Source organism: Clostridium acetireducens DSM 10703 (assembly GCF_001758365.1).
GTDB classification, from domain to species: Bacteria; Bacillota; Clostridia; order Clostridiales; family Clostridiaceae; genus Clostridium_C; species Clostridium_C acetireducens.
Genome location: NZ_LZFO01000019.1, coordinates 1 through 25,043 on the forward strand (window position 1 = coordinate 1; position 25,043 = coordinate 25,043).

At 28.0% G+C, this 25,043-nt stretch carries 18 protein-coding genes; 14 read left to right on the top strand and 4 right to left on the bottom strand.

What is annotated here, in order from left to right; all coding sequences use genetic code 11:
* Positions 1-145: 145 nt before the first annotated feature.
* The 9 genes from CLOACE_RS07135 (at position 146) to CLOACE_RS07175 (ending at position 13,891) form a co-directional block, all read left to right on the top strand.
* The gene (locus CLOACE_RS07135) at positions 146-2,173 is read left to right on the top strand and encodes a methyl-accepting chemotaxis protein (protein WP_084027576.1); all 2,028 of its coding nucleotides are present in this window, start codon (positions 146-148) and stop codon (positions 2,171-2,173) included.
* Positions 2,174-2,188: 15 nt separating this feature from the next.
* Positions 2,189-3,058, top strand: a complete 870-nt coding sequence (locus CLOACE_RS07140; protein WP_070110418.1) for a DMT family transporter — start codon at positions 2,189-2,191, stop codon at positions 3,056-3,058.
* 505 nt (positions 3,059-3,563) lie between these two features.
* A complete protein-coding gene (locus tag CLOACE_RS07145) occupies positions 3,564-3,935 on the top strand; it encodes a hypothetical protein (protein WP_070110419.1) in 372 nt (123 codons plus the stop codon).
* 124 nt (positions 3,936-4,059) lie between these two features.
* Complete coding sequence (locus CLOACE_RS07150; RefSeq protein WP_070110420.1) at positions 4,060-6,021, top strand: DNA gyrase/topoisomerase IV subunit B; 1,962 nt, start codon at positions 4,060-4,062, stop codon at positions 6,019-6,021.
* Between the two features lie 28 nt (positions 6,022-6,049).
* Entirely contained in the window at positions 6,050-8,929 is a 2,880-nt protein-coding gene (locus CLOACE_RS07155) for a DNA topoisomerase IV subunit A (RefSeq protein ID WP_070110421.1), read from the top strand.
* Positions 8,930-9,250: 321 nt separating this feature from the next.
* The gene (locus CLOACE_RS07160; protein ID WP_070110422.1) at positions 9,251-9,811 is read left to right on the top strand and encodes a DJ-1 family glyoxalase III; all 561 of its coding nucleotides are present in this window, start codon (positions 9,251-9,253) and stop codon (positions 9,809-9,811) included.
* Between the two features lie 617 nt (positions 9,812-10,428).
* Complete coding sequence (brnQ, locus tag CLOACE_RS07165) at positions 10,429-11,724, top strand: branched-chain amino acid transport system II carrier protein (RefSeq protein ID WP_070110423.1); 1,296 nt, start codon at positions 10,429-10,431, stop codon at positions 11,722-11,724.
* A gap of 405 nt (positions 11,725-12,129) precedes the next feature.
* Positions 12,130-13,557 (top strand): [FeFe] hydrogenase H-cluster radical SAM maturase HydG, encoded by a 1,428-nt coding sequence (hydG, locus tag CLOACE_RS07170; protein ID WP_070110424.1) that lies wholly within the window; start codon positions 12,130-12,132, stop codon positions 13,555-13,557.
* Entirely contained in the window at positions 13,550-13,891 is a 342-nt protein-coding gene (locus CLOACE_RS07175) for a hypothetical protein (RefSeq protein ID WP_070110425.1), read from the top strand. Before hydG ends, CLOACE_RS07175 begins: the two co-directional genes overlap by 8 nt.
* A gap of 304 nt (positions 13,892-14,195) precedes the next feature.
* Here CLOACE_RS07175 and CLOACE_RS07180 read toward each other — a convergent pair whose 3' ends face one another.
* On the bottom strand, positions 14,196-15,281 hold the full coding sequence (locus CLOACE_RS07180; protein ID WP_070110426.1) for a GerMN domain-containing protein: 1,086 nt from the start codon (positions 15,279-15,281) through the stop codon (positions 14,196-14,198).
* Between the two features lie 259 nt (positions 15,282-15,540).
* Between CLOACE_RS07180 and CLOACE_RS07185 the strand changes: the two genes are divergently transcribed.
* Positions 15,541-16,536 carry a YeiH family protein gene (locus tag CLOACE_RS07185; protein WP_070110427.1) on the top strand — a complete coding sequence of 332 codons (996 nt, stop codon included), beginning with the start codon at positions 15,541-15,543 and terminating at the stop codon, positions 16,534-16,536.
* 393 nt (positions 16,537-16,929) lie between these two features.
* Here CLOACE_RS07185 and CLOACE_RS07190 read toward each other — a convergent pair whose 3' ends face one another.
* On the bottom strand, positions 16,930-18,048 hold the full coding sequence (locus CLOACE_RS07190; protein WP_070110428.1) for a YibE/F family protein: 1,119 nt from the start codon (positions 18,046-18,048) through the stop codon (positions 16,930-16,932).
* A 636-nt stretch (positions 18,049-18,684) separates the two neighbouring features.
* On the opposite strand from CLOACE_RS07190, the gene CLOACE_RS07200 reads away from it, so the two are divergent.
* Positions 18,685-19,782, top strand: coding sequence for a YibE/F family protein (locus CLOACE_RS07200; RefSeq protein WP_242866420.1), 1,098 nt, complete (start codon positions 18,685-18,687; stop codon positions 19,780-19,782).
* Between the two features lie 99 nt (positions 19,783-19,881).
* Complete coding sequence (locus CLOACE_RS07205; protein ID WP_070110431.1) at positions 19,882-20,967, top strand: DNA cytosine methyltransferase; 1,086 nt, start codon at positions 19,882-19,884, stop codon at positions 20,965-20,967.
* A gap of 58 nt (positions 20,968-21,025) precedes the next feature.
* On the opposite strand, the gene CLOACE_RS07210 is transcribed toward CLOACE_RS07205, so the two are convergent.
* Complete coding sequence (locus CLOACE_RS07210) at positions 21,026-21,940, bottom strand: hypothetical protein (RefSeq protein ID WP_070110432.1); 915 nt, start codon at positions 21,938-21,940, stop codon at positions 21,026-21,028.
* A gap of 178 nt (positions 21,941-22,118) precedes the next feature.
* Here CLOACE_RS07210 and iorA point away from each other — a divergent pair, with 178 nt between their 5' ends.
* Positions 22,119-23,879: an indolepyruvate ferredoxin oxidoreductase subunit alpha gene (iorA, locus tag CLOACE_RS07215; protein ID WP_070110433.1), complete on the top strand. Its 1,761-nt coding sequence runs from the start codon at positions 22,119-22,121 to the stop codon at positions 23,877-23,879.
* A gap of 1 nt (position 23,880) precedes the next feature.
* Positions 23,881-24,456, top strand: coding sequence for an indolepyruvate oxidoreductase subunit beta (locus CLOACE_RS07220; RefSeq protein WP_070110434.1), 576 nt, complete (start codon positions 23,881-23,883; stop codon positions 24,454-24,456).
* Between the two features lie 110 nt (positions 24,457-24,566).
* On the opposite strand, the gene CLOACE_RS07225 is transcribed toward CLOACE_RS07220, so the two are convergent.
* On the bottom strand, positions 24,567-25,013 hold the full coding sequence (locus CLOACE_RS07225) for an OsmC family protein (RefSeq protein ID WP_070110435.1): 447 nt from the start codon (positions 25,011-25,013) through the stop codon (positions 24,567-24,569).
* Positions 25,014-25,043: the final 30 nt, after the last annotated feature.

Genomic DNA, 25,043 nt, shown 5'->3' on the forward strand with positions numbered 1-25,043 from the left:
AAGAAAATTAGTGTGTTTAAATCATAATAAATGAAAAACATATTGAACAAATTTTCAAAATAGACTACAATCTATTTAAAGAAATAATACTACAATTTTTTCTATTTAGTGAAAAAAATATACAATTAATGAAAGGAAGGTAAAAATGAGAAATAATTTGTTAAAAAATCGTTCTATTAAGTTTAAAGTGCTTACGGTACCATTATCTATTTTTGTTATAGTACTGCTTTTAATATGTACATTATCTAGTATAATGATAAAGGAAAGGCTATTAAATCAAGTAAAAACGGAGGGAACACATTTGGGAACTGTAATATCTTCTCAAATGACTAAAAGTAGTAAAGCTGTAGATGTTATAGATGAAAATATAGAAGATAGAATAATTACTTTAGCAGAATTTTTAAATGTTCAAGGAGATAAAATAAATAATAATGAATATTTAAAACAAGTCTGTAGAATTTTCAAAGTAGATGAAGTTAATGTAGCAGATAAAAATGGTAAAATAATATACTCTAATATACCAAGTAGTATAGGAAGAGAAGTTAAAACTGATAATGTAGGTTATGTTGTTTTATCTGGGAAAAAGAATTCTGTTATGGAAAAAATAAGAAAAAGTCAAAATGATGAAAATTACTATAAGTACGGTTATGTTAAAAAAAATAATGGTGGACTTTTTCAAATAGGAATACTTGCAAATAAAATTGAAAAACTTAATTCAAGTTTAAAGAATCAAACTATATTAGAAGAAATAGCAAAAAGTAAAAACATAGTTTATGCAGCTGTAGTTGATAAGAATCTTAAAATAACATCTCATAGTGATAGAACTAAAATAGATAATTCTATAGATAAAAAAAATATTGAAAAAGTAGTAAAACAAGGTGAAAATATTACAGATATGTATTATTATAAAGAAAAAGGTGAAAAAGTATTTAATGTTATAGTTCCTATTTATAAAGATGGAGTGAGAGAGGGAGCATTAGATTTAGGACTTTCTTTAGAAAATACAAATAAAGCTATAATTAGAGTGATAACTTTAATAAGTATTATAGGTGTAATAGCTTTAATAGCTGCAGTATTTGTATTATTAAATATATCAAAAGATGTAACTAATCCTTTAAAAGATATAGTATTAGTTTCTCAAAAAATAGCTGAAGGTGAATTAGATAATACTATAGAAGTAGATGGAAAAGATGAAATAGGAGTGCTTGGAAGAAATTTTGCTCAAATGAGTAGCAACTTAAGACAATCTATGATAGATATAAAAGAACAAACAAATAAAGTAGAAGAAATGTCTAGTCAGCTAAATGCTAATTCTCAGCAAATGACTTCTGTAACTAATGAAGTGACTAATGCTGTACAAGAAGTGACAAAAGGTGCTACTGAACAAGCTAATGATTTAGTAGAAATAGTAAATAGCGTAGAAGATTTATCAAAAGAAGTACAAAATATTCATAATAAGCTGAAATATGTAAAAGATAGTTCTGAAACTACAGAAAGCAAAGCTAATGTAGGAAAAGAGCAAATAAATGTATTGTTAAAATCTATAGAAGATATAAAATCATCTTTCCAAGTAGTAGTGGATAAAGTAAATAATTTAAATGAAAGTGTATCTCAAGTAGGTAATATAACAGAAGTAATAAATGGAATATCAGAGCAGACAAATCTTTTGGCACTAAATGCAGCTATAGAAGCAGCAAGAGCTGGAGAAGCAGGAAAAGGATTTGCAGTTGTAGCTGAAGAAGTTAGAAAATTAGCAGAAATGTCAAAAGAATCTACAGATAAAATTCAAAATTTAGTACAAGCTATTAGCGCAGAAACGGGAAATGTAATACAAACTTCTAATGAAGTTAATGGCTTAGTAGAAGGACAAGTAAATATAGTTGAAAAATCTGTATTATCCTTTAATGATATACTAGATTCTATATCACAAATAGCTCCATTTATAGAAGAAACTTATGAGTCTTTAAAAAATACTTTAACATCTAAAGATATAGTTTCAAGTAAAGTAGAAGCAGTAACTGCTGTATCACAAGAAAATTCAGCTTCAGCAGAGGAAATATCTGCATCTTCAGAAGAAGTGCTTGCTAATTCAGAAGAAGTTTCAAGACATGCTGAAGAGCTAAATGAAGTAGCTGATAAATTAGGAGAAGCTACAAATAAATTTAAAATATAATTCTTTGGAGGATATATGAATACTAAAGTTTTAAAAGAAGATAAACATTTTCAATCAGTAATATTAATGGTATTGGTGGCAGTACTTTGGAGCTTAGGTGGTCTTCTCATAAAGATTATAAATTGGAATCCAGTGGCTATAGCGGGAACTAGGAGCGCTATAGCTGCTCTTGTTATGTTGTGTGCTATAAAGAAGCCTTCATTAAATTTTACCGTAGATAAAGTTTGTGGATCATTAGCTTATGCAGGAACAGTTATATGTTTTGTTGTAGCTAGTAAACTAACTACAGCAGCTAATGCTATACTTTTGCAGTACACTGCTCCAATATACATAGCTTTATTTGGCAATTTCTTTTTAAAGGAAAAGGCAAAGAAATCCGATTGGGTATCTATATTTTTTATAATACTAGGAATGATATTATTTTTTGTAGATAATTTAAGTTTTGGAAAATTAGCAGGTAATATTTTTGGTGTTTTAACAGGTATTACTTTTGCTTTTAATGCTATATTTTTAAGAAGACAAAAGGATGGAAATCCAACAGAAATTTTGTTTTGGGGAAATTTACTTACAGCTTTAATAGCTATTCCATTTATGCTTCAATCTAAGCCAGATTTTAAAAGTTGTATTGCTCTTTTAATATTAGGAATAGTTCAATTGGGAATACCTTATTTAATTTATTCTATAGCTATAAAAAATGTAACAGCATTAGAAGCAGTATTAATACCTGTTATAGAGCCTGTACTAAATCCTATTTGGGTATTTATTTTTACAGGAGAAAAACCAGGTATGTGGGCTTTAATAGGCGGAAGCATTGTGCTTTTATCTGTGGTTTTAAATTCAGTTTATGCCATAATAAAAAGCAAAAGAGCAATTTGTGTTAAGTAACAATTTATAAATGACGTAGTGAGTAATGTGTATGTAAAATAAAAAAATATACTAAAATTTAGGCAAAAATTAAGTGCCACAGCAGCATTAGTGTGTGTAAATAAATCATTTCATTAAGAACTTCTAAAATTAAAAATTTAAAAAACTCCTACCCAATTTATGCCCCGTCCTTGGGGCGGAAATTGGCTCGTCACGTCCTGTGACGAATTACGGAGTTTTTTAAATTTTTAACTTAAGAAGTTCTATAATTTATTCAAATTATTTACACACACTAATGCTGCTGTGGCACTTAATTTTTGCCTAAATTTTAGTATATTTTTTTATTTTACATACACATTACTCACTACGTCATTTATAAATTGTTATTTAACACAAATTGGGTTTTATTATGCACAAAAACTAGTAATGATTAATAGTATATATTTAGTAGCTTTGTTTTTTTAGGTTACATAATAGTGCCCTTTGGATAATTCCAAAGGGTTAAAAATTTCAAGGAGGGATTTTAGTGGAAGTTGTTATAATAAAATATGTATTAATAATTCTTTTACTAGGAGCTTTACTATACTTTTTATATTTAATAAGAGAAAAGGATTTTCAAGTAGTGGAAGAATACTATGGTATAGAAAATAATTTATTGGCTTCTTTAAAAGTTGAAGAAACTAATAAACAAGTTGTAAAAAAAATATTAGAGGAAGCATCTAAATCAGTAAAACAAGTAGAATTAAAGCATAAACAGGAAACTGAAGTATATAAAGAAGAAAAATCTTTAGAAATATTTAAAAAAAATTTAGAAAGAATAAATATTAAAAGCAAAATTGAAGAAGATAATTTAAAGCACATATTAAGAATAGCTTCAGCAATTATAAAAGAATATTAAGTAATATTAGGTCATATAATACAAAAAATAATAAAAAAATCCAAATAAAAGGAGAACGTTTGTTTTTACTAATTTTTTCTGATATAATTATTAACCAGATAAAATAAACAACGGAGGATTGAATATGGGAGAAAATAAACATATAGATAAATCCACAGCTTATGATGTTACAGCACTTACATCTCTTGAAAAATTAGAACCTGTTAGAATTAGACCAGGTATGTATATAGGTTCTACAGGTGTAAAAGGACTTCATCATTGTATATGGGAGATACTAGACAACTCTATAGATGAAATTTCCAATGGCTATGGAGATACAGCAAGTATCATATTAAATAAAGATAATAGCGTAACTATAATAGATAATGGAAGAGGAATACCTACAGGTATTCACCCTATAAAAAAGAAATCAGGAGTGGAGATGGTATTTACAGAGCTTCACACTGGAGGGAAGTTTAACAACAATTTGTATAAAACTTCTGGAGGTCTTCATGGTGTAGGAGCTTCTGTAGTTAATGCTCTTTCAAAGTGGCTTGAAGTTGATGTGCATCAAAATGGCAAAATATATAGTCAGAGATTTGAGTATGCTATAGATGAAAAATTAAATAAAAAAATGCCAGGAACACCAGTTACTCCTTTAAAAATTGTAGGAAATACTAAAAAAACTGGAACAAAAATTACTTTTATGCCGGATAAAGATGTATTTTCCACAATAGATTTTAAATTTGATATAATTGACGAAAGACTTCAAGAGTTAGCTTTTCAAAATAAAGGCATAACTTTAATATTTATAGATAAAAGAAAAGATGAAATTTTAGAAAAAAAATATCATTCAGAAAGAGGACTTTTAGATTTTATTGAGTATTTAAATGAAAGTAAAACACCTCTTCATAATCCACCTATTCATTTTGAAGGTGAAAAACAAGTAAATGATATAAGAATGGAAGGGGAAATATGCATACAGTTTACAGATTCTACCACAGAATATATAGCAAGTTATGTAAACAATATTCCAACTACAGAGTCAGGAACTCATGAAACCGGTTTTAAAACAGGTATGACAAGAGCTTTTAAAGAGTGTGCTAGAAAATTTAATTTATCTAAAGATAAGGATAAAGATTTTGAGGGAAATGACTTAAGAGAAGGAATGACAGCTATAATAAAAATTAAATTAACTAATCCCATATTTGAGGGACAAACTAAGACAAAACTTGGAAATAATGAAGCTTATACTATGATGAATGATTTAGCTTATACAAAGCTTTGTGAGTGGATAGAGGATAATAAAGATGCAGCTTCTTTAATTATAAATAATGCAGTGGATGCAGCTACAAGAAGGGAAAAAATTAAAAAAATAAATGAAGCAGAAAAAAGAAAAGTAGGTAGAGGAACTTCTCCTTTAGCAGGTAAAGTAGCAGTATGCACATTAAAAAAACCTGAATTGTCAGAATTTATTATAGTGGAGGGAGATTCTGCAGGAGGTTCTGCAAAGCAAGCTCGTGATAGAAGATTTCAAACTATAATGCCTTCCAAGGGAAAGATTATGAATACAGAAAAGCAAAAGTTAGAAAATGTAATTGGCAGTGAAGAATTAAAAATATTTAATACTGCTATAGGTACTGGTATTTTGGATAATTACAATGAAGAAGAGTTAAAATACGATAAAATTATAATTATGAGTGATGCAGATGTGGATGGCTACCATATTAGAACACTTTGGATGACTTATATTTATAGATATATGAAGTGTTTAATAACCAATGGACATTTGTATATTGCATTGCCGCCTCTTTACAAAGTGTATAAAACAGTTAAGGGAAAAGAAGTAATAAAATATGCTTATAGTGATGAACAATTGGATAAAGCTAAAAAACAAGTGGGAAAAGGCGCTTTAATACAAAGATATAAAGGTCTTGGAGAAATGAATCCAGATCAACTTTGGGAAACTACTTTAAATCCAGAAACAAGAACACTGCAGCAAATAAGTATAAAAGATGCTGCTAAAGCTGAAAAAATGGTTTCACTTTTAATGGGTGATGTAGTTGAACCTAGAAAGAATTATATGTATAAGTACGCAGAATTTTAACTTGTTTACAGCTTAAAGGAGTGAAATTATGGCTAAAAATATAGATATACCAAAGGATAAAAACATAATAAAAGTACCCTTAGAAGAAGCTATGCCAGAGAATTATTTGCCTTATGCTGTAGAAGTTGCTAAAGACAGAGCACTTCCAGATGTAAGAGATGGTCTAAAACCAGTGCATAGAAGAATAATTTATGGAGCTTATATGCTTAAAGCTTTTCCAGATAAACCTTATTATAAATCTGCCAGAATAGTAGGAGATATATTAGGTAAATACCATCCTCATGGAGATAGTTCTGTGTATGAAGCTATGGTAATATTAGCACAAAACTTTACTACAAGAGCACCACTTATAGATGGACATGGTAACTGGGGAAGTATAGATGGAGATAGTGCAGCAGCTATGCGTTATACAGAAGCTAGGCTTACTAAAATAGCTTTAGAGATGATAAAAGATATAGACAAGGGTGTAGTGGATATGGTAGATAACTACTCAGGTTCAGAAAAAGAGCCAGAAGTTTTACCAGCAAGATACCCTAATATTTTAGTAAATGGAGCTTTTGGAATAGCAGTAGGTCTTGCTACTAACATACCACCTCATAATTTAAAAGAAGTTATAAATGGATGTTTAGCTTACATAGATAATAATCAAATTGAAACTAAAGAGATTATGAATTATATAAAAGGACCAGACCTTCCTACAGGAGGAACTTTAATAGGCAAAAATTCATTGTTATCTGCTTATGAGACTGGTCAAGGAAAGGTTACTTTAAGGGCAAAAGCAGATATTGAAAAGTTGGAAAATGGAAAATTAGCTATTGTTATAAAAGAATTTCCTTATAGAAAAAATAAATCTAAAATACTTCAAACTATATCTGAAATGACAGCAGACAAAAAACACGCTAAAACTTTAGAAGCAATTTATGATATAAGGGATGAGTCCGATAGAAATGGAATAAGAGCAGTTATTGAATTTAAAAGGTCTATAGATGAAGAAACATCAGAAAAAGTGCTTAAATATCTATACAAAAAAACTGACCTTCAATATAATTTATCTTTTAACATGGTAGCTTTAGCTAATGGAAAGCCAGAAACTATGGGACTTAAAACCATAATTAAGTATTATGTAGAACATCAAAAGGATGTAGTTACTAGAAGAACTAAAAGGGAACTTGAAATAGCGGAAAAAAGATTTCACATAGTAGAAGGATTTATAAAAGCTATTGGAATAATGGATGAAATTATAAAAACTATACGAGCTTCTAAATCTAAAAAAGATGCTCATAATAATTTAGTATCTAAGTTTGGATTTACAGACATACAATCTGATGCCATACTAGAACTTATGCTATATAGACTTACTGGATTAGAAATTGTTGCTTTTGAAAAAGAACATAAAGAATTAGAAAAGCAAATTAATAAATTAAGTAAAATATTAGAAAGCGAAAAAGAATTATTAAAAGTTATTAAAAAAGAACTAAAAGAAGTAAAAGAAACTTACGGAGATGAAAGAAGAACAACTATAGTAGAAAATGACGAAGCAGCTAAAATAGATTTAGAGGAATTAATAATTGAAGAAGATGAAGTTATAACTATGTCTAATGAAGGATTTATAAAGAGAATAGCTCTTAAATCTTATAATAGATGTAGTGCAAATGTGGAAGATATAGAGTATAGAGAAGGAGACTTTAACAAATATTTAATTTCTTCTAACACTAAAGACACACTTATGTTCTTTACAGACAAGGGAAATATGTATCAAATAAAAACAGTAATGCTTCCAGAACTTAGATGGAAAGAAAAAGGTGAAAGATTAGAAGATTTAATAAGAGGATTGGATTTAAGTAAAGAAAATATAATAGCTGTTTATTCTATAGATAACATAACAGCTCAAAAGGATTTTATGTTCTTTACTTCTACAGGATGTATTAAAAAGACAGCATTACATAGATTTAATACTAATTACTCTAAAATTATGGCATTAAAGCTAAGAAAAGGTGAAAACTTAGCTAAAATTGAATTGGTAGATAGAAATAGAGATAGAGAATTTATAGAATTTGAAACTTTAAAAGGATTAAAGTTCCAAATTGAAGAACCAGAAATTGAAGAAGAAGATAGAAATATAGTAGGAAGAGATTTATTTAGTTTACCTATTAGTGATGCAGTAGTTAAAGCGGAATTCGTTAAAGAGTATAATTACAAAGAATTTACTTTAGAACTAACGCCTTTTGGCAAAATTAAAATTGCAAAGAATAATAAAAAATCAGAAGGATTAAAAGTATTTACTAATTCCTTAAAACAAATTGTAATATTCACAAAGAATGGCAGTGCCTACAGTATGCCAGCCTACATGATTCAAAACATAGGAAAAAAAGGCATAGATATTAAGCACTTAATAGAAGATATAAACAAATCAAATCCTATAATAAAAGTTTTATCCGTAGATGACTTTAACAAAGAAGGAAGTCTATATTTCTTTACAAAACAAGGCATAGTAAAAAGAATGCTTATAAGTGAACTAAAAGACATTAAATTTTCAAGCATAGTTTATAAATTTAAAAAAGAAAAGGATGAAATAATAAACATAGAATATGTAGAAAATCCAGAATCTAAAGATATTATTTTAGTAACAGAAAAAGCAATGTGTATAAGATTTGACTCCTCCACTGTAAATCCTATGGGTAAAATAGCATCAGGAGTTAATGGTATTAACTTAAATAAAGAAGATATAGTGGTATCTGCCCATATAATTGACAAAGATTCTAGCGAAAATATGATTATAAAAACCAACAAAGGCAAAAAAGAAACTATAAATTTAAAGGAAATTATTCCCCAAAACAGAGCAGGTAAGGGCAAAAATATTTTACTTATAATAATGGATGAATTATTAGCAGAAGTTTTGGTAAGTTAAGAGTTTAGAGTTAAGAGTTAAGAGTTTAGGAGAATTTTTCTCCATTGACATTACGAAAAATTTTTTATTTATTGGCAAAATCCCAGTAAAAGTTTTACTTTTACTGGGATTTTATTTTTAATGCTCCAACCTACCTGCGTATATAAGGTAGTATTACATAATCAAAAATTTTTCGTAATGCCAATGGAGAAAAATTCTCCTAAACTCTTAACCCTAAACTCTAAACTCTAAACTAAAAAAGTATAAGCCTTCTTCAATATTACATTAAAATTAAATTTTGTGGTATAATTAGGAAGTAGATATAGTATTGGAGGGGTTAACATGAAAAAAGCAGTGGTACTATTTGCAGAAGGCTTTGAAGAAATAGAAGGTCTTACTGTAGTGGATGTATTAAGAAGAGCAGGGGTTTTATGTGATATGTGTTCAGTAAGTTCCAATAAAGAAGTAGTTGGTGCTCATAATATACCTATTAAAACTGATATAACTTTTGATAATGCCAACTTTGATGAATATGAAGCTATAATTATGCCAGGAGGAATTCCAGGTTCTACTAATTTAAGAGATAATAATAAAGTATTAGATAAAGTAAGAGATTTTAATAATAAAGGAAAAATAGTGGCAGCTATGTGTGCTGCACCTATTGTTTTAGTAGCAGCAGGAGTTGTAGCTGAAAGGACTATTACAGCTTATCCTGGAATAGAAAAAGAATTAGGAAATGTAAATTATTCTGAAGAAATTGTAGTTCAAGATGGCAATATAATAACAAGTAGAGGACCTGCTACAGCTATTTACTTTGCTTTAAAAATACTTCAAAATTTATCAGGAAGAGAAGTAGCTGAAAACATAAAAGAAGGTATGTTAGTTAATTTAATAGAAAAATAAACTGAATAAAATATTAAAGAAAAAGCTAGTATAATTTCAGAGAAAAATAATTAAAAATAATCTATATAAAAATAATAAGACTAGACCCATAAAGAGAGTTTGGAAATAATTTGAATGAATTTTAGACACTCTTAGAAGAAAAAATAAAAAAACTCCGTAATTCATCACAGGACGTGATGAGCCAATTTCCGCACCAAGGACGGTGCATAAATTGGGTAGGAGTTTTTTTATTTTTTATTCTTAGAGTGTCTTAATGAAATGACTTATTTCCAAACTCTCTTTATGGGTCTAGTCTTATTATTTTTATATAGATTATTTTTAATTATTTTTCTCTGAAATTATACTAGCTTTTTCTTTAATATTTTATATAGCTTATTTTTCTATTAAATTATATCAATGATTTTTCTATTTAACAATTTAATTTAGTTAAGGAAATTAGCGAAATATTTTCATTGTGGAAATTTATATACTGTAAAATTGACAATAATTTAAGTTATTAATTTGAAATATAAAAAATTGGTAAAATTGAATGTAGTTAAATACAGTTTTTGTAAAATTACCAGTTTTACTCAATATTGTTAATGATAAATAATAGATTATATAAAGGGGGTTTGTGTATGAGTAAAGAAGTAAAAGATTCATTGGTACTTGGATTTTGTATGTTTGCTATCTTTTTTGGTGCAGGTAATTTAATATTTCCACCTTTCTTAGGAATGATGGCAGGAACTAAATATCCCTTTGCAATAATTGGATTTGTTTTAACAGATGCTGGTCTATCTTTATTAGGTATTCTTGCTTGTGCTAAGTCTAATTCTAGTTTCTATGAAATGACAGCTAGAGTAGATAAATATTTTACTATAATAGCTGCTAGTGCTTTAGTTATAACTATTGGACCTTTGGTGGCAATACCAAGAACTGCTGCTACTACTTTTGAAATATCTGTGCTTCCATTTATACCTTCTGCTAATGTGCTTATTGCAGTTATTTTATATTTTGCAATAACTTTATTATTTGTGCTAAAGCGTTCTTCTATTGTAGATAACATAGGTTCTAAATTAACACCTGTACTTTTAGTAGTACTTTTAATATTAATTGTAAAAGGTACTTTATTTCCTGTAGGACCTATAGTAGATACTGGAGTTAAAAATATGTTTCCAAGAGCTGCACTAGAAGGTTACCAAACTATGGATGCTATTGGTTCTGTAATAACTACTGCTATAATTTTAATAAGTGCTAGAGATAAAGGATACAATAGTGATAGAGATGTATTAAGGATATTAATAAAATCAGGAATAGTATGTGTAGTTTCATTATCTATTGTGTACGGAGGACTTACTTATTTGGGAAGTCAGATGATAACTATTCTACCAGCAGATGTTCCTAAAACTAAAATAGTAACAGAAATATCAAGAAGAGTTTTAGGAAATGGAGGAAGTATTGCTTTATCTATAATAGTAGCATTAGCTTGTTTAACTACTTCCATAGGACTTACTTCTTCAGCAGCAGAATTTTTTAATAAGCTTACAAAAAATAGAATTTCTTATAATGCTACTGCAATAATTATAGTTGTAATAAGTACATTCATTGCTACTATGGGAGTGGATTGTATAGTTAGTTTTGCATTCCCTATACTTCAAATTTTATATCCTGTAGTTATGACATTGATAATTATAGTTTTATTAGGGGATTTTGTTAGCGATGATAGAGCTACATCTTTTACAATTTATTTAACCTTAATTATTAGTGTAATGGATGTTTTAGTTAATTCTCTTGGATTTAATATAGGTTTTGCTAAGGCTATATTGAAGTTCATACCTTTAGTAGATGTAGGTTTTGGATGGATTGTTCCTGCAGCACTTGCTTTAGTAGGCTCTGTGATTTATTGTAAGAAGTTCCCTAGGAAAGTAGCGTGATTTTTTTAGTAAAGAGCTTTTTTAGTTAAGAGCTTTTTTAGTTAAGAGTTTAGAGTTTAGAGTTGAGAGTTGTGGAGAATTTTTCTCCATTGCATTGCGAAAAATTTTTGATTTTGTTGAGAGTTGAGAAATTTATATTTAATATAGAGGTTTAGTAGTGCAATTTCAGTAAAAATTTTATTTTTACTGGAATTGTATTTTTTTTTACTGTTGACATAAATATTAAAGTGTAGTAAATTTAACTTGTAATAAAAAACTATACCAATAAGGAAGAATTTCTGACTTAGAGGTAATTTATATATTCTAAGACCAAGGGAGTTCCTAAGGTTGAGGAGGGCTTTATAACTTAATAGGTATTTTTTGCCTTCCTTAGAATATTTATTTTAAATTTAGGAGGGTATTTTTATGTTTGAAGATGAAAAAAATTGTATAGACGATGGAAAGGATTTTATTAATGATGAGAAAATTTGGGAACAAATTAATGCAGCTAAAAATCCTAATCCATCAGAAATAAGAGAAATACTAAAAAAATCTGCAAAAAAAATAAGATTAGAACCAGAAGAAACAGCAAAATTAATTCAAGTAGAAGATAAAGAATTACTAGAAGAAATGTTTGCTCTTGCAAGAAAAATAAAAGAAGAAGTTTATGGAAACAGAATAGTATTTTTTGCACCTATTTATATAGGAAATAAGTGTGAAAATAATTGTGTTTATTGTGGATTTAGAAATAACAATAATTCTATAGTTAGAAAAACGTTAACTATGGACGAGCTAAGAGAAGAAGTTAGAATAGTAGAAAAAGAAGGTCATAAAAGAGCTATACTTGTATATGGAGAACATCCAGATTATGATGCAAATTTTATGGCAGAAACAATAAAAACAGTATATGATACAAAAACTGATAATGGAGAAATAAGAAGAGTTAATATAAATGCAGCACCACTTAATGTGGAAGGCTATAAAAAGTTAAATGAAGTGGGTATAGGAACATTTCAAATATTCCAAGAAACATATCACCATGAAACTTATAAAAAATTACATCCAAAAGGAGACAGAAAAAGCAATTATAAATGGAGATTATATGGTTTAGATAGAGCTTTGGAAGCAGGTATAGATGACGTTGGAATAGGAGCTTTATTTGGACTTTATGATTGGAGATTTGAAGTTATGGGACTTTTATATCACACTATTCATTTAGAGGAAACATTTGCAGGAGTAGGTCCTCACACTATATCTTTCCCAAGAATAGAGCCGGCTATAGATAGTCCATTTACTTTAAGTCATAAATATAAAGTTTCTGATGAAGATTTTAAAAAGATTGTAGCTATAATAAGACTTTCTGTACCATATACAGGAATGATATTAACTGCAAGGGAAAATCCAAAGGTTAGAGAAGAAGTACTTCCATTAGGAGTTTCTCAAATTGATGCAGGTTCAAGAATTGGTGTTGGTGGATATAAGCAATTTGAAAAAGGATATGTGCCAGAGAAGGAACAATTCCAATTAGGAGATATGAGATCATTAGATGAAGCTATAAGAGCAGTCTGTGCTCAAGGATGCATTCCATCTTTTTGTACAGCAGGTTATAGATCAGCAAGAACAGGTGAACATTTTATGGGAATAGCCAAGAAAAGCCTTGTTCATAACTATTGTATGCCAAATGCTATATTTACTTTTAAAGAATATTTATTAGATTATGCTTCAGAAGAAACTAAGAAAGTAGGGGAAGAAGCTATTAAAAAAGCTCTTAATCAATTTGAACCAGAAAAGAGAGAATTTATAGAAGACAAGCTAAAACTTATAGAATCAGGACAAAGAGATATATATGTTTAATGAGAATTTTTCTGAGTTTTTAGAAGGTACTTTGAAAAAAACTCTAAGTGGAGTAGATTTAAAGGATTCTCTCGATATTTTAGGTGAAAGCATTTTAAGTTATTATAAGGATATACAAGTTTCTTTTGCAAAAAGTTTTGGAAGAAGATTGTGTTATATAACAGGAGCTGGAGAAGAGCTTTACGAACCTAATGATAAAATACAAGTTTTAGATGGGTATTTTATTTTGATTCAAAATTCTTCTGTTATTCCTGAATTAGAAAAGGAAATAATAATATCTCTTGTAAAGTTAATTATTGCAGTAAAATGTAGCATAAATTCAAAGAAAAAATAATTAAAAATAATCTGTATAAAAATAATAATACAGTAGGAATAAAGAGAGTTTGTAAATAATTTGAATGAATTTTAAACACTCTTAGAATAAAAAATAAAAAACTCCGTAATTCATCACAGGACGTGATGAGCCAATTTCCGCCCCAAGGACGGGGCATAAATTGGGTAGGAGTTTTTTATTTTTTATTCTTAGAGTGTCTTAATGAAATGACTTATTTACAAACTCTCTTTATTCCTACTGTATTATTATTTTTATACAGATTATTTTTAATTATTTTTTCTTTGAATTTATGCTACATTTTACATTATTTAATTTCTTCTGTATTTTTATAATCTACAGTAAAATATTCGCCTTCTTTCATAGCTATGTGTCCGGAACTATAAGGTTTACCTTCTATAGAAATGTGAACTTTATCTACATTATAATAATCTCCTAAAGTATTAGTTATACCTTTTAATATTCCCAATTCCTTAGAAGTACCAGTACTTGCATATTTAGAAAAATCCTTTGAAAAATCTATATAAGCTTTATTTTCCTTAGTATTTAAATAAACTTTATTTATGGTTATATCCTTACTTATAAGTGGCTGTAATTCCTTTGAAGGAGTTTCCCTAAAGTATTTTTCAAATACATTCTTTATTTCGTCATTAGTGTTTAATTTAATTGTATCTTTTTTAAACATTATTTTATCTTTAACTATATTAGGATAATAAAACTTAATTGTTTGAGGCAACTGTACATTATCTTCTACTTTTTCTAAGGCAGTTACTACTTCAGAATCTTTTGATTTAAAAACAGTTTTAACTAATCCAATACCTTTTACATAATAATCTTTTACATTACTATCTTCACCATTATTGGCATCTGTAGTAACTTCAATAGCACTATAATCTCCTGCAGGAGTAGTTACATTTACACCTACACCAGTAATTGTCCTCTTTTTACCTTTTGGAGCTTCCCATACCTTACCTTCTATAAGAGGCTCTTTTAACAATACTTCTCCATTTTCACTTTTTTCACTGATTAAATTGTCTTTATAATAAAATTCTTCTCTGGAATTTAATAATCGAAGTTCTCCATCTTTATATTCTAACACTTGACCTAAAGTAGTACCTGGATTTATAATTCTAATTTGAATTTTATTTTCATTTATAAAGTCCACATATACATCCTTTGAAGTATATTCATTTCCAGTACCCTTGTATTTAAGTTTTCTATTTGAAACAAAAGGATAAAAATCTTTTATAGTATAATCTTTAGTTTTAGATGGTTCCATTACCTTTTTTCCACCTAAATCCTTTTGAGGCTCAATTTTAGAAGACTTTCTATTATTACATCCTATTGAAAATATCATAAAAAAAGCTACAATAAAGCCTATGTATTTTTTCATAAAGCACACCTCCAAAAATATTTTGTGTAAATCTTTCTATAATTATACACTTATTTTACATAATTTAATAAATAATTTTACTTTTTAGAGTTTTGAAAAAACATGGAGATAATTTGCAAATTATCTCCATGTTTTTTCAAAAACCTAATTCTTATATAAGTAATTGCTTATTAATATTATAAAATAATAATATTTTATTTTTATACTAAAAAGATATAGAATAATACATGTACATAAATATTAAAAAGGAGGATAAAATATGAGTAAAGTATCAGGTATTATATTTTGTTTTTTAATAGCACTTGTTGCTACTTATTTGGGTAATTTAATGCCTATAGTTGGCGGTGCTGTTTTTGGAATTTTAATTGGAATAATTATTAATAACTTTTTTGAAAAGCCTAAGTGGAGTGTAGATGGTGTAAAATTTACATCTAAAAAAATACTTCAATGGGCAATTATAGTATTGGGAATAGGTTTAAACTTTAATCAAGTAAAAAAGACAGGTTTAGAATCATTATCTGTAACTATGTTTACTATAGTAACGGCATTTATAACTGCTTATGGTATTGGTAAATTATTAAATATACCATCAAAATTAAAAAGTTTAATTGGTACAGGAACAGCTATTTGTGGGGGGTCTGCTATAGCTGCTGTGTCTCCTATAATTGAAGCAGATGAAATGGAAATAGCTTATTCTATATCTACCATATTTTTATTTAATATTATAGCTGTTTTCATATTTCCACCTTTAGGACATTTATTGGGATTTTCTGATAAAGCTTTTGGACTTTGGGCAGGAACTGCTATTAATGATACTTCTTCTGTAGTTGCTGCAGGCTATGCTTTTAGCAATGCTGCTGGGGAGTTTGCTACTATTGTTAAGTTAACAAGAGCTACTATGATTATTCCTATATCTTTAATTTTTGCATTTGTAGAATTAAGAAAGAAAAAGAAACAAGCTTCTTCTGGTTCTAGTTTAAATTATTCTTTTTTTAAAATATTTCCTTGGTTTATATTGTGGTTTGTAGTAGCTTCTTTATTAAATACTTTTGGATTGTTTAGTGATAATTTTATACATTATGCAAATATTTTAGGAAAGTTTATGATTGTAATGGCATTAACTGCAGTAGGTCTTAGTGCTAATTTCAAGGATATGATTAAAACTGGAGTAAAGCCTATATTGTTAGGCGTTATAGTTTGGTTTAATGTAGCAGTGGTAAGTCTCATAGTTCAATTTATTACTGGACAAATATAAGTTTTTTTAGTGAAGAGTTAATATTTAAGAGTGAAGAGTTGTGGAAATAATTTGCAGATATAAAATAATTAAAAATAATATATATGAAAATAATAAGACAGCAGGCATAAAGAGAGTTGGGAAATAATTTGAATGAATTTTAGACACTCTTAGAATAAAAAATAAAAAACTCCGTAATTCATCACAGGACGTGATGAGCCAATTTCCGCACCAAGGACGGTGCATAAATTGGGTAGGAGTTTTTTTATTTTTTATTCTTAGAGTGTCTTAATGAAATGACTTATTTCCCAACTCTCTTTATGCCTGTTATTTTATTATTTTCATATATATTATTTTTAATTGTTTTCTATATTTAAATTATTTCCATGCTTTTTTATTCAACAACTTATAATTTTAATTATTACAACGCTTATGTTTGTCTTTTTTTAATAAAACTGCTGCCATTATTGTTATAGGAATAGTAAAAATCAATCCTATACTTCCAGCAAGGGCTCTCAAAATTTCAGTAGAAATTTCTTGTTTATTTATAAATTGCACAAAAGATACATCATAAGTCATGTATAAAAGCAATAAATTTAAAGAACTACCAGCATAAGCTAATATAAGTGTATTTGCCATAGTTCCCATAATATCTTTTCCTATATTCATTCCACATTGTATAATTTCTTTAGAAGTAACCTGTGGATTATTTTCTTTAATTTCATGAAGAGCAGAAGCTATAGACATACTAACATCCATTACAGCTCCTAATGCACCTAATATAATTGCTGAAAACAATAATCCTTTAAAATCCAAATGTGTACTTTGAGATATCTTACCAAGCATAAAATTGCTCTCTTCGCTTAATCCTGAAATATTAGCTATTCTTATAACCAAAGAACTTATAAATCCTGCAACAATAACCCCTCCTGCAGTTCCAATAATTGCTACAAATGATTTTTTACTAAAACCATTAAGTATTACAAGAGTAATAATGGTAATTCCTATAGCAATACCAATAGACAATGTAGTAGGATTTTGACCTTTAAGAATACCAGGTAGCAAAATTTTTATAATAGCAGCACCTGTAATTAGCAAAGTAATTATAGATTTTATGCCTTTAAATCCACCAATTATAATTAAAAAGAAAACAAAAGCAATGGATAAATAAAGTAAGTATTTCTCTCTAACAAACTCAACTATATAACCTCCAGCTAACTCACCACTTTCATTTTCTTTTAAACAAACCAAAACTTTATCCCCTTTTTTTAGCACTAATGGTTCTTCACAAGATAAAATAATTTCATTTTTTAATATTATATTCTTTCCTGAAAATTTCCCTTCCAAAATAGATAAATTAACCTCTTGAGGCTCTTCTGAAGAAGTAATTTCTATAACTTCAGCCTTCACCGGTGAAAATTTATCACTTTCATTATCTTCAAACGCTTGTACATAAACACTACAATGCAATTGAATAATTATGTTTATAAAAAGTACAATGCATAAGTTAATTAATTTTTTATCTTTAAGCACTTAAATTCTCCTTTCTCAAATTGCTTTTTTATATTTATATTATTTTGATTAAATTATTATTCATGAAAAAAGAGATTTAGATTAAAAAAATTGCTATGCAATTTTTTTTAGTGAAAAGTTAAGATTTAAGAGTGAAAAATTATGGAGATAATTTGCAGATAGAAAATAATATGTATGAAAATAATAAAACAGCAGACATAAAGAGATTTGGAAAATAATTCGAATGAATTTTAGACACTCTTAGAATAAAAAATAAAAAAACTCCGTAATTCATCACAGGACGTGATGAGCCAATTTCCGCACCAAGGACGGTGCATAAATTGGGTAGGAGTTTTTTTATTTTTTATTCTTAGAGTGTCTTAATGAAATGACTTATTTTCCAAATCTCTTTATGTCTGCTGTTTTATTATTTTCATACATATTATTTTCTATCTGCAAATTATCTTTATGTTTTTTTGTTCAACAACTTATAATTTCACTTATCCAATATACTACCGAATTTTATAAAAATATTTGTTATAATAGATGTTGTAGTGCAAAAGTTAATTTATTAAATATATCTAATAAAGAAAGGACTAATAGAGTAAAATGGTTAATAATTATAAAAATAAAAATTTTGTAATAGGTGTAATTGTATTGGTTGCATTAATGTCATTATTTTTTTATAATACTCTTAAAAAAAGCTATCCTAATGCTGTGCAAGGTGTAGTTTTAAGCTATTCTCATGGAAAGGAAAACAATAATAAAAGTTATAAATATAATTATGTAGATGTAAAAATTACATCTGGTTCACATAAAGATAAAAAAATATCTGTTCAAAATTTTTCTTCAGGTCATATAAAAAGTGAAGATGTTAATACAGGAAATTTCGCAGAGCCAGGAGATGAGGTGCTTTTAAATCTAAAAGAGGATTCTAAGGGAAATATAGAATCTGCATATATATTTGAAATTGTAAGATATAAGCATATTTATAAGTTGGTATCACTTTTTGTTATAATACTATTATTAATAGGAGGTTTAAAAGGTTTAAAATCTATTGTGGCATTGATATTTACTGGTGTTATAGTAATTAAAGTAATGATACCTTTAATATTAATAGGTGTAGACCCAATAAAACTTTCCATAGCAATATGTATTTTGGTAACTATTGTAAATTTAATTTTAATAAGTGGCAAAAACAAAAAAACTTTTGCTGCAATAATAGGTACTTTGGGAGGTTTATTTATTTCTGGAGCAATAGCTATTTTCTCTAATTCTGTAATTAAAGTTAAAGGTCTTACTGATGAGGAAATTAAGTTTTTAACTTATGTATCACGAAATCCTAACTTTAACTTTGGAGGATTACTTTTTGCAGGTATAATAATGGGGGCTTTGGGAGCTGTAATGGATGTTAGCATATCTATTGCTTCTTCTATGAAGGAAATAAAAGAGGCAAATCCTGAAATAGGAACTAGGGAATTAATAAAATCAGGAATGACTATTGGGCAAGATATAATAGGCTCTATGTCAAATACTTTAATACTTGCTTATGTGGGAGGAGCAATGTATTTAATGATTATGATAAGTTCCAATGGTATGGATTTTTGCAGAACAATAAATCAAGATATTATAGCTTCGGAAATTTTAAGAGCTTTGGCAGGAAGTATAGGATTGATTTTTTCAGTACCTCTTACGGCTATAGTTTATGCTTTATTTGAAAAATTTAATATTGATATTGAATCTTTTGTAAAGTAAAATAGTAATTTAAAATGGAAAATAGGATAAACTTTTAATATAAGTATAAAATAAATAATTAGTTTTGAAAGGTTTTATTAGAAAGGATTGAATTAACCAATGAATGTAGTTTCATTTTTTGCTGGTGCCGGTGGTTTAGATAAAGGATTTGAAGAAGTAGGATTTAATATTGTATGGGCTAATGAAAAAGATAAAACCATATGGGATACATATAAGTACAATCATCCTAATACTTTATTAGAAACTAAATCTATAGTAGATGTTAAGTTAGAGGATATTCCAAAAATCAAAATAGATGGAGTTATAGGAGGACCACCTTGTCAAAGTTGGTCTCTGGCTGGAGCAATGAGAGGAATAGATGATGAAAGAGGAGCTTTATTTTATGAATATTTAAGACTTCTTAAAGAAATAGAACCTAAATTTTTTGTGGTTGAAAATGTACCTGGAATTGTATCTAGTAGACATATAAAAGTTTTTCGTCATATAAAAAAAATGTTTGAAAATTGTGGAGAAATTGGCTATAATGTAGAGTTTGATATACTAAATTCAAGTGAGTTTGGAGTATGTCAAGAAAGAAAAAGAGTTTTTTTAGTAGGATATAGAAAGGATTTAAATAAAAAATTTCAATTTAATGAACTGGAAAAATTTAAAGTTAAGAAAAAAGTAACTTTAAGGGAATGTATAGGTGATTTACCAGAACCAGTACCTGCTAAAGATAAAAATAAAACTAATGGTAATATACTTGAAATAAATGCACATGAATATGCTATAGGGGGATTTTCTAGTATTTATATGTCTAGAAATAGAAAGAAAAGTTGGGATCAACAGTCATTTACTATACAAGCAAGTGGAAGACATGCACCTCTTCATCCAAAATCTGCACCTATGGTAAAAATAGAAAAAGATAAATGGATTTTTGATAAAAATACATATTATCCTTATAGAAGGTTATCTATTAGAGAGTGTGCTAGGATACAATCATTTTCAGATAATTTTAAGTTTATATATAACTCTGTTATGGATGGGTATAAAATGGTGGGAAATGCAGTTCCAGTAAAGTTGGCTAAAGTAGTAGCTTCTCAAGTAATAAAAGATTTTAATGAAATAAAAAATAATCAAAATTTAACTGATGATTATACAAATAATAAAATAACAATATTTGAACCATATAGAATAATAATTTAAATAAAATATAATTTTATAATAAATAAGTGTATAGTATTATTTGCTATACACTTATTTATTATTGATTTATTATAGTAGTATTTAAAATTTTGTTAGAATTAAAGTCGTCTATAGAATTTATGTTTAACTTATTTAAACAATTTTTAAGGTTGTCCATTATATCCGTAGCTACATATTTTAGAGGATTATCAAATACTATTTCACTACACAGTTTACCTTTATTTATAGTCCAATTTACATATATTAGTAGTGATCTTTTTCCATCACATTTATCTTCAAGAATTCTGTAATTACATCCTGTGCAAGCAAAGTATATATTGGGGTGATCTATAATAAATTTTTCTATTGGAATAAGCTTATCTATGATATCTTGAACGCTAAAGGAATTTTTAATATCTCCCCATAAAATAGTATTAGCTATACCTGAGTTTTCAATTTGATTTTTTCCTACAAAGCAATGCTTTTTATCATCAGGTAAATGTATACCACTATAAACATCTTTAATAATTTCAGCAGTTTTTTCTTTGGGCACAATTAATTTTCCGCTTAATTTTCTATTAGCTACTGTAAGTATTTCAAATTTCCATCCCAAAGTTATTGAGCCTGGTTTAGTAGGGTACTTTCCTTTTATATATATTAATTTTGAATTTAACAAATCATTTTTAATATTTTTTATAGAGTTTTTTAATATATTTTCCCAATCACATCCTAAAAGTTGTTTAGCTCTTTCAGCTTTAATTTTATTTTCAAGAAACTCAGCATTGTTTTTTTTATAAGATATTTTTATAGAAAGAGGTTTGTTTGTAGAAAGTTTTCGTACTCCTACAAATACATCAGTTTTTGACTCTCCTTTAGGAGGCATTGGTTTGCCAGCAAACTCAATTATATATTTTTCACCATTGTAATAAAATATTTCATTAGGTTTAAATATTGATAAAAGCTTTTTTTCATGAGCACTAAATTGTTTAGCCATTTAATAAGCTCCCTTCTGTATATGTTCTACTAATTAATATGTTAGCGTAAAATCATAAATATTTAAATAATAAAAAACAAATTTAAATCAGTAAAATATTAAAGTAATAAATTTAGAAAAGAATACATAGCTATTATTATAAAAACAAATTAACTTAAATATGAAAAGGTGGGGTAATATGAAAGTTATAATGTCCGGAAATGAAGCTATTGCAAGAGGAGCTTTTGAGGCAGGATGCTCTGTAGCTTCAGCTTATCCAGGAACTCCTAGTACAGAGATACTTGAAAATTTTGCGAAATATAAATATGTGTATGCTCAGTGGGCACCTAACGAAAAGGTTGCTTTGGAATTTGCTGCAGGTGCTGCTATAGCAGGAGCACGAAGTTTGGCTGCTATGAAACATGTAGGATTAAATGTAGCGGCAGATCCATTTTTTACATTAGCTTATACAGGTATAAATGGTGGATTAGTAATTATAACTGCTGATGATCCAGGATTTCACTCTTCTCAAAATGAGCAAGATAATAGATTGTATGCACCTCATGCTAAGGTTCCTCTAATTGAACCTTCTGATTCTCAAGAATGTAAAGACTTTATAAAATTATCCTATGAAATAAGTGAAGAATTTGACACTCCAGTATTGTTTAGAAGTACTACAAGAGTTTCTCATGCAAAGAGTATAGTAAGTTTTGAAGATAAAAAAGACATTAATGTAAAAGAGTATAAAAAGAATCCTCAAAAATTTGTTATGGCACCAGCTAATGCTAAGAAAAGGCATTATGTAGTTGAAGAAAGACTTGAAAAATTAAGAGAGTATTCAAATAAAACTCCAATAAATAAAATTGAAATGGGAGATACAAAAATAGGTATAATTACTGCGGGAATTTGCTATCAATATGCTAAGGAAGTTTTAGGAGATAATGCTTCTTTCTTAAAAATAGGAATGAGCTATCCTTTACCTGATAAAAAAATAAGAGAATTTGCATCTAAAGTAGATAAAATATATGTAGTAGAAGAAAATGAGCCTTATATTGAAACTTTTGTTAAGGCTATGGGAATAAAGTGCTTAGGAAAAGAAGTACTTCCTATTTGCGAAGAATTAAATCCAAACATAATAAGAAAAGCTATATTAGGTGAAGAAATAGAAGAAAGCTATAAATCAGATATAGTACCACCATCTAGACCGCCAGTTTTATGTCCAGGATGTCCTCATAGGGGAATATACTATGCAGTATCCAAGTATAAAGATGTAATAGCTACTGGAGATATAGGATGCTACACATTAGGAGTGGCTCCACCACTTAGTGTAACAGATACAGTAATTTGTATGGGAGCTTCTGTGTCAGCTGGATTGGGTGTGGAAAAAGTAAATAATATGGTAAATAGAAAGAATAAAGTATTTGCATTTATAGGAGACTCAACTTTCTTCCATTCAGGAATTACTGGTCTTGTAAACTCTATATATAATAAAATTCCACTAGTAACTTGCATATTAGATAATAGAACTACTGGAATGACTGGTCACCAAGATAACCCAGGTACAGGCAGAACTCTTCAAGGAGAAGAAACAGTAGCTGTGGATATAAAGAAATTAGTACTTTCTTTAGGAATAAAAGAGGAAAATGTTAAAGTAATAAATCCTTATAATTTAAGTGAAACAAATGAAGCAGTAAAAATGGCTCATGATGCAAAAGATCCTTTTGTAATAATATCTAAACAACCTTGTGCATTATTAAAATCCACTGTAAAGGCAAGAAAAGATATTAAATGTGTTATAAACACTGATAAATGTAAAAAGTGTAAAGCCTGTCTAAAGACTGGTTGTCCAGCACTTCAATATAAAGATGGTGTTGTAAGTATAGATAAAAATGCATGTAATGGCTGTGGCATATGTAAACAGGTATGTAAGTTTAATGCTATAGAAAAGGTGGGTGAATAAAATGAAGAAGAATAAAAACATATTATTTGTAGGAGTAGGTGGACAGGGTACTATATTAGCTTCAAAAATATTAACAGAGGGACTTTTACAATATGGATATGACGTTAAAATGTCAGAAGTTCATGGTATGGCTCAAAGAGGAGGTAGTGTTACTACTCAAGTAATTTTTGGAGAAAAGGTTTACTCTCCTTTAATTGAAAAAGGAAATGCAGATGTTATAGTTGCTTTTGAAAAAAGTGAGGCAGCAAGATGTCTTCCTTATTTAAAGAAAGGTGGATATTTAGTAGTAAATGATTATGAAATATATCCTGTGCCAGTTTTAATTGGAGCAGAAAAATATCCTGAAAAAGTTAATGAAAAACTTAAAAAAGCAGTAGATAACATAAAAATATTAGATGCATCAAAAATGGCTGAGGATTTAGGAAATATAAAGGCTCAAAATGTAGTTTTATTAGGAGCATTATTAAATGTGTTAAATTTAGAAGAAGTAGATTGGAATAAAGTTATGAAAGGCATAGTTCCAGAGAAAGCGTTTGATTTAAATAAAAAAGCTTTAAAGTCTGGAATGGAAGCTTAGAAATTTAAAATTTATTTTATATAAAATTAATATGGAGATTTTAAAAAAGTTTTAATAGACATTTTAAATGAACTTATATAAATAAACTAGGGCTAAATTAGCCCTAGTTATTATTTTTCTATTACGTAGTTATTTGTTATTTTTGCTGCATTTTGAATTGTATCTCCTACAGGACAAGTTTTTTCAATAAATTCAACGTATTCTTTAATTTTATCTTCTGGTGCATTGGATTTTATGTGCATTTTAGTTCTTATAGATTGAATTCCAGGTCTTACATTAGGATTAACTCCTTGGAATCCATCTGGATCTAAGTCACCTTCTACTTCTACCCAAAAATCTTCAATATCAATACCTTGCATTCCTGCAAAAGCCTTTGCCACAATTGATTGACATGCACCTAAAGCACAAAGTACAGCTTCTACAGGATTCATGCCTGTATCAGTACCACCTAAATCTTGTGGTTCATCCATTACAATTTTATGTCCTCTTGTATTATCACATTCAATTTTAATACCATCTTTTGCTCTTGCAACTGCTTTAAATACTGTAATTGCCATAAAAATCCCTCCAATATATATTATTAATTA

What these genes read in the sequence shown, in the direction of transcription:
- CLOACE_RS07135 (WP_084027576.1), top strand. Translation starts at nt 146, where the DNA reads ATGAGAAATAATTTGTTAAAAAATCGTTCTATTAAGTTTAAAGTGCTT.
- CLOACE_RS07140 (WP_070110418.1), top strand. Translation starts at nt 2,189, where the DNA reads ATGAATACTAAAGTTTTAAAAGAAGATAAACATTTTCAATCAGTAATA.
- CLOACE_RS07150 (WP_070110420.1), top strand. Translation starts at nt 4,060, where the DNA reads ATGGGAGAAAATAAACATATAGATAAATCCACAGCTTATGATGTTACA.
- CLOACE_RS07155 (WP_070110421.1), top strand. Translation starts at nt 6,050, where the DNA reads ATGGCTAAAAATATAGATATACCAAAGGATAAAAACATAATAAAAGTA.
- CLOACE_RS07160 (WP_070110422.1), top strand. Translation starts at nt 9,251, where the DNA reads ATGAAAAAAGCAGTGGTACTATTTGCAGAAGGCTTTGAAGAAATAGAA.
- brnQ (WP_070110423.1), top strand. Translation starts at nt 10,429, where the DNA reads ATGAGTAAAGAAGTAAAAGATTCATTGGTACTTGGATTTTGTATGTTT.
- hydG (WP_070110424.1), top strand. Translation starts at nt 12,130, where the DNA reads ATGTTTGAAGATGAAAAAAATTGTATAGACGATGGAAAGGATTTTATT.
- CLOACE_RS07175 (WP_070110425.1), top strand. Translation starts at nt 13,550, where the DNA reads ATGTTTAATGAGAATTTTTCTGAGTTTTTAGAAGGTACTTTGAAAAAA.
- CLOACE_RS07180 (WP_070110426.1), bottom strand. Translation starts at nt 15,281, where the DNA reads ATGAAAAAATACATAGGCTTTATTGTAGCTTTTTTTATGATATTTTCA.
- CLOACE_RS07185 (WP_070110427.1), top strand. Translation starts at nt 15,541, where the DNA reads ATGAGTAAAGTATCAGGTATTATATTTTGTTTTTTAATAGCACTTGTT.
- CLOACE_RS07205 (WP_070110431.1), top strand. Translation starts at nt 19,882, where the DNA reads ATGAATGTAGTTTCATTTTTTGCTGGTGCCGGTGGTTTAGATAAAGGA.
- CLOACE_RS07210 (WP_070110432.1), bottom strand. Translation starts at nt 21,940, where the DNA reads ATGGCTAAACAATTTAGTGCTCATGAAAAAAAGCTTTTATCAATATTT.
- iorA (WP_070110433.1), top strand. Translation starts at nt 22,119, where the DNA reads ATGAAAGTTATAATGTCCGGAAATGAAGCTATTGCAAGAGGAGCTTTT.
- CLOACE_RS07220 (WP_070110434.1), top strand. Translation starts at nt 23,881, where the DNA reads ATGAAGAAGAATAAAAACATATTATTTGTAGGAGTAGGTGGACAGGGT.
- CLOACE_RS07225 (WP_070110435.1), bottom strand. Translation starts at nt 25,013, where the DNA reads ATGGCAATTACAGTATTTAAAGCAGTTGCAAGAGCAAAAGATGGTATT.